The organism is Corallococcus praedator (assembly GCF_003612125.1).
GTDB lineage: Bacteria > Myxococcota > Myxococcia > Myxococcales > Myxococcaceae > Corallococcus > Corallococcus praedator.
Genome location: NZ_RAWI01000579.1, coordinates 1 through 4403 on the forward strand (window position 1 = coordinate 1; position 4403 = coordinate 4403).

A 4403-nucleotide genomic window follows, 5' to 3' on the forward strand; every position below is an offset into this window, starting at 1 on the left:
CCCTTCCCACCCCCGACGCTCACCGCCCCGACCTGGACTGGCTCCGGGTGATGGCCATCGTGCTGCTGCACCTGTTCCACACCGGGATGATGTTCAACACCTGGGACTGGCACGTGAAGAGCCCCCAGGCGCTCCCGGTGCTGGAGCCCACCATGTCCGTGCTGCACCTGGTGCGCATGCCGCTGCTGATGCTCATCTCCGGCGTGGGCACCGCGTTCGCGTTGCGCCGGCGCTCCCTGGGGGCCTTCGCGAAGGACCGGACGCGGCGGCTGTTGGGGCCGCTGGTGTTCGGCATGTTCGTGGTGGTGCCGCCGCAGATCTACGTGGAGCGGTTGTTCCAGGGGCGGTTCCAGGGCAGCTACGCCGCCTTCTACCCGACGGTGTTCGACTTCGTGCCCTACCCCGCCGGCAGCTTCAGCTGGCACCATCTGTGGTTCGTGGCCTACCTGTTCATCTACTGCCTGCTGGCCCTGCCCCTCTTCGCCGCGCTGCGCACGGCCCGGGGCGAACGGTGGCTCGCGCGCGCTGACGTCTGGCTGTCGCGTGGGTGGAACGTGGCGTGGCTGGTGGTGCCGCTCGCGCTCAACCGGCAGTTGCTGCGGGACTGGCCGGAGACGCACGCCCTCCTGGATGATCCGCGCACCTTCCTCCATTACGGGTTGCTGTTCCTGTACGGGCACCTGTTGGGCCGCTGCCCCGGGATCTGGACGCGGCTGGTGACGCTGCGGCACGGGATGCTGGCCATCGCCGTGGCGGGGCTCGTTCCGGCGATGGCGGAGTCGTCGCTGCCGGCCCCGGTACACATGCTGGCGGGGAGTGTCGTCCTCTGGGGCACGCTGCTGGCGGCGCTGGGCTACGCGCGTCACCACGTGCGCGCGGCGCCGCCGTGGCTTGGCCGGGCGCAGGCGCTGTCGTATCCGTTCTACATCCTCCACCAGACGGTCATCGTCTGCGTGGGCTACCTCCTGCTGCGTCTTCCCGTGGGCCCCTGGGCGCTGCTGGGACTGGTGCTCACCGGGTCCTTCGTCGTCACGTGCGCCCTGACGGTGGGGGTCTCCCGCGTCCGCTGGCTCCGGCCCCTCTTCGGCCTCAAGGCCGGGGCCTCCCGCACCGCCGCCCTGGCCCCCGGGACGGTGGGGTGAGCTCCGTGTCCGTCGAGTCCCAACCCGGGCCCCCGCGCTGGCACTGGCCGCGTCTGCGGGCCCGGCCGGCACTGAAGGTGCTGCTGTTCTGCGTGGCCCTGGGGGTGTGGCAGGGCAGCGCGGTGCGGTTGGAGCAGCTCTCCTACCGCGACCCTGGTCCCTGGGCCCCCGCGTTCATCTGGGAGGTGACGAGCGCGCTGGCCGTCGCGCTGGCGATTCCCCTGATGATGACGGCGGTCCTCAACGCGCCGGGCCCCCGCGTGGGCTGGGCGCGGTTCCTGGGCATCCACGCCGGGGCCTTCGTCCTCTTCACCACCCTGCATGTCTCGGTGATGACGGCCCTGCGCCACGGGGCCTACGCGCTCCTGGGCCTGGGGAGGTACGACTTCGGGCCGCTCACCTACAAGCTCCCGATGGAGGCCCAGAAGGACCTCATCAGCTACGGGTTGATCTGCGCCGTCATCTCGCTGGGGGCCGCGTGGAGGGAGCGCCAGCGGCGGGCGCTGCGGGCGGCGTCCCTGGAAGGTGAGCTCAAGGCCGCGCAGCTCCAGTCGCTCACCGGCCAGCTGCACCCCCACTTCCTCTTCAACGCGCTGAACACCATCAGCTCGGTGATGTACGAGGACCTGTCGCGCACGGACCGGTTGCTGAGCGACCTGGGACAGCTCCTGCGGGCCAGCCTGGAGCGCACGGAGCCCACCTGGACGCTGGGCGAGGAGCGGGGTCACACCGAGCGCTTCATCGCGCTCCTGGCGGCGCGCTTCGGGGACCGGCTGGCTGTGCGCTGGAGCGTGGAGCCGGGGCTGGAGGCGGAGCGCGTGCCGTGCTTCGCCTTGCAGACGCTGGTGGAGAACGCCGTGAAGCACAACCAGGACCTGCGCACGCCGCTGGAGGTGCGCATTCGCGGCCGGGGCCACGGCGCGCGCTGGGCCTTGGAGGTGGAGGACACCGGGCGCGGCTTCGGCGCCCCGTCGCCGTCGAAGGGGCCGGGCGTGGGGCTGGCGCAGTTGGAGCGGGTGCTGACGCTGCTGCACGGGGGCCAGGCCGGGCTGGAGCGCGGCGCGGGGCCGGAGGGCGGCGCCCGGGTGACGGTGTGGCTGCCCCGGGAGGCGTCATGACGGTGTTCCGCGTCCTGGTGGTGGACGACGAAGCCCCCGCGCGCACGAAGGTGCTGCGCCTGCTGGCGGCCGACGCGCGCTTCACGCCCGTGGGCGAGGCCGTGGACGGCACGGAGGCGCTCGCGCGCATCGAAGCGCTGCGGCCGGACCTGGTGGTGCTGGACGTGCAGATGCCCGGCCTCACCGGCTTCGAGGTGCTGGAGGCGCTCGGGCCGGAGGCGTGCCCGGCGGTCATCTTCTCCACGGCCTATGAACGCTTCGCGCTCCAGGCCTTCGAGGCCCACGCGGCGGACTACCTGCTCAAGCCCTATGACGCCGCGCGCTTCGCCCGGGCGCTCGACAAGGCCCATGCGCTCCTGTCCGCGGGCGAACGCGGCACGGCCTCCCTGGACGCCCTGCTGACCACGGTGGCGCGGGCCCGGCCGGAGCGCCCCCTGGAGCGGCTGGTGGTGAAGGTGGGCGAGGGCTGGGTGCCGCTCAAGCTGGACACCGTGTGGCGCCTGTCCTCGGAGGACAAGTACGTGCGGCTCCACACCGCCCAGGGTGAGCACCTGGTGCGCCAGACGCTGCGGGCCCTCGAGGAGCGCCTGGACCCCGCCCGCTTCGTGCGGGTGCACCGGGGGGACCTGGTGAACCTGGAGGCCGTCGCCCGGCTGGAGCCCTGGACCCATGGCGACGGAATCCTCGTCCTGAAGGATGGCTCCACGGTGATCCTGAGTCGGACCTACCGGGAGTCCTTCCTCCAGCAGTGGGGCGCGGCCGAGTGAGCCGCCCTGGGACGTCCCTTCACCGGGCGTCCGGGTCCCACCCCTTGCTACAGGTCTGTTGAAGGGAAACTGGACGTTCCGCCGAACGTGTCAGACGCTGGCAGTAGAGGTTCCAAGCAGCCATGCAGAACGTCCTGGACGGTAGGGAAGGTCGGCGGGTCCATGAGGATCTCGCCGCGGAGCGCGCGGTGCTCGGCGCCGTGCTGGCGGACAACGGGCTGATTACGCCCGTGGCGGAGGTCATCCACGCGGACGACTTCTCCAGTCCCTCGCACGCGCAGATCTTCGGCGCGATGATGCGGCTGGACGCGCAGAGCAAGCAGGTGGACCACCTGACGCTCGCGGAGGAGCTGAAGATCCTCGGGCAGCTCGTCGCGGTGGGGGGCCCGGCGTACCTGATGGGGTTGGACCAGGTCGTCCCGCTGGCGGCCAACGCCGTGCAGTACGCCCACATCGTCAAGGATCAGGCGCTGCGCCGGCGCCTGGCCAACGTGGGCCGGGAGATCCAGGACCTGGCCAGCCAGGAGACGGGCGAACTGGAGGTCCTGCTCGACGAGGCGGAGCGCAAGGTCTTCCTCCTCGCGGAGAAGAAGCGCGAAGGCGACCTGCGGCCGGTCAGCGAGCTGATGGAGCAGACGCTCGACCTGCTGGACAAGATGAAGGCCGCGTCCACGGGCGTGACGGGCCTGTCCACGGGCTTCATCGATCTGGACATGCAGCTGACCGGCCTGCACGCGGGTGAACTCATCATCCTCGCGGCGCGTCCCGGCATCGGCAAGACGTCGCTCGCGATGAACATCGCGGTGCACGCGGCGCTCAAGGAGAACAAGGCGGTCGGCATCTTCAGCCTGGAAATGCCCGCGGATCAGTTGCTCATGCGTCTGCTCGCGTCCACGGCGCGCGTGGACATGAAGAAGCTGCGAGGCGGCCGGCTGTCGCCGCACGACGAGGAGAAGTTCCAGGAGATGGCGGGCGCGCTCTACAACGCGCCCATCTACATCGACGACTCCGGCGGCCTGTCCCCGTTCGACCTGCGCGCCAAGGCGCGGCGCGTGAAGCAGAAGGATCCGCGCTTGTCGCTGCTCGTCATCGACTACCTTCAGCTGATGCACCAGAAGGGCAAGGTGGAGAGCCGCCAGTTGGAAGTCGCGGAGATCTCCCGTGCGCTCAAGCAGCTGGCCAAGGAGCTGTCGGTGCCCATCATCGCGCTCAGCCAGCTCAACCGTAAGGTGGAGGAGCGCAAGGGCGGCAAGCCCATGCTGTCCGACCTGCGTGAGTCCGGCTCCATCGAGCAGGACGCCGACGTGGTGATGTTCATCCACCGCGAGGATCAGGACGAGGGCGAAGGCGGCGAGGGCGGCGGAGGAGGAGGTGGT

4 protein-coding genes are annotated in these 4403 nt (G+C 70.7%); all 4 read left to right on the forward strand.

The window, feature by feature from the left end; genetic code table 11:
• A partial coding sequence (locus tag D7Y13_RS39090; protein WP_147444572.1) for an acyltransferase family protein occupies nucleotides 1–1142 on the forward strand: 1142 nt, incomplete at its 5' end.
• Between the two features lie 5 nt (nucleotides 1143–1147).
• On the forward strand, nucleotides 1148–2260 hold the full coding sequence (locus D7Y13_RS39095; protein WP_233596025.1) for a sensor histidine kinase: 1113 nt from the start codon (nucleotides 1148–1150) through the stop codon (nucleotides 2258–2260).
• Nucleotides 2257–3027, forward strand: coding sequence for a LytR/AlgR family response regulator transcription factor (locus D7Y13_RS39100; RefSeq protein ID WP_120538185.1), 771 nt, complete (start codon nucleotides 2257–2259; stop codon nucleotides 3025–3027). The genes D7Y13_RS39095 and D7Y13_RS39100 overlap by 4 nt, the downstream gene beginning before the upstream one ends.
• 122 nt (nucleotides 3028–3149) lie before the next feature.
• Nucleotides 3150–4403, forward strand: a 1254-nt coding sequence (gene dnaB / locus D7Y13_RS39105; RefSeq protein ID WP_120538186.1) for a replicative DNA helicase, incomplete at its 3' end; no start/stop codon positions are given.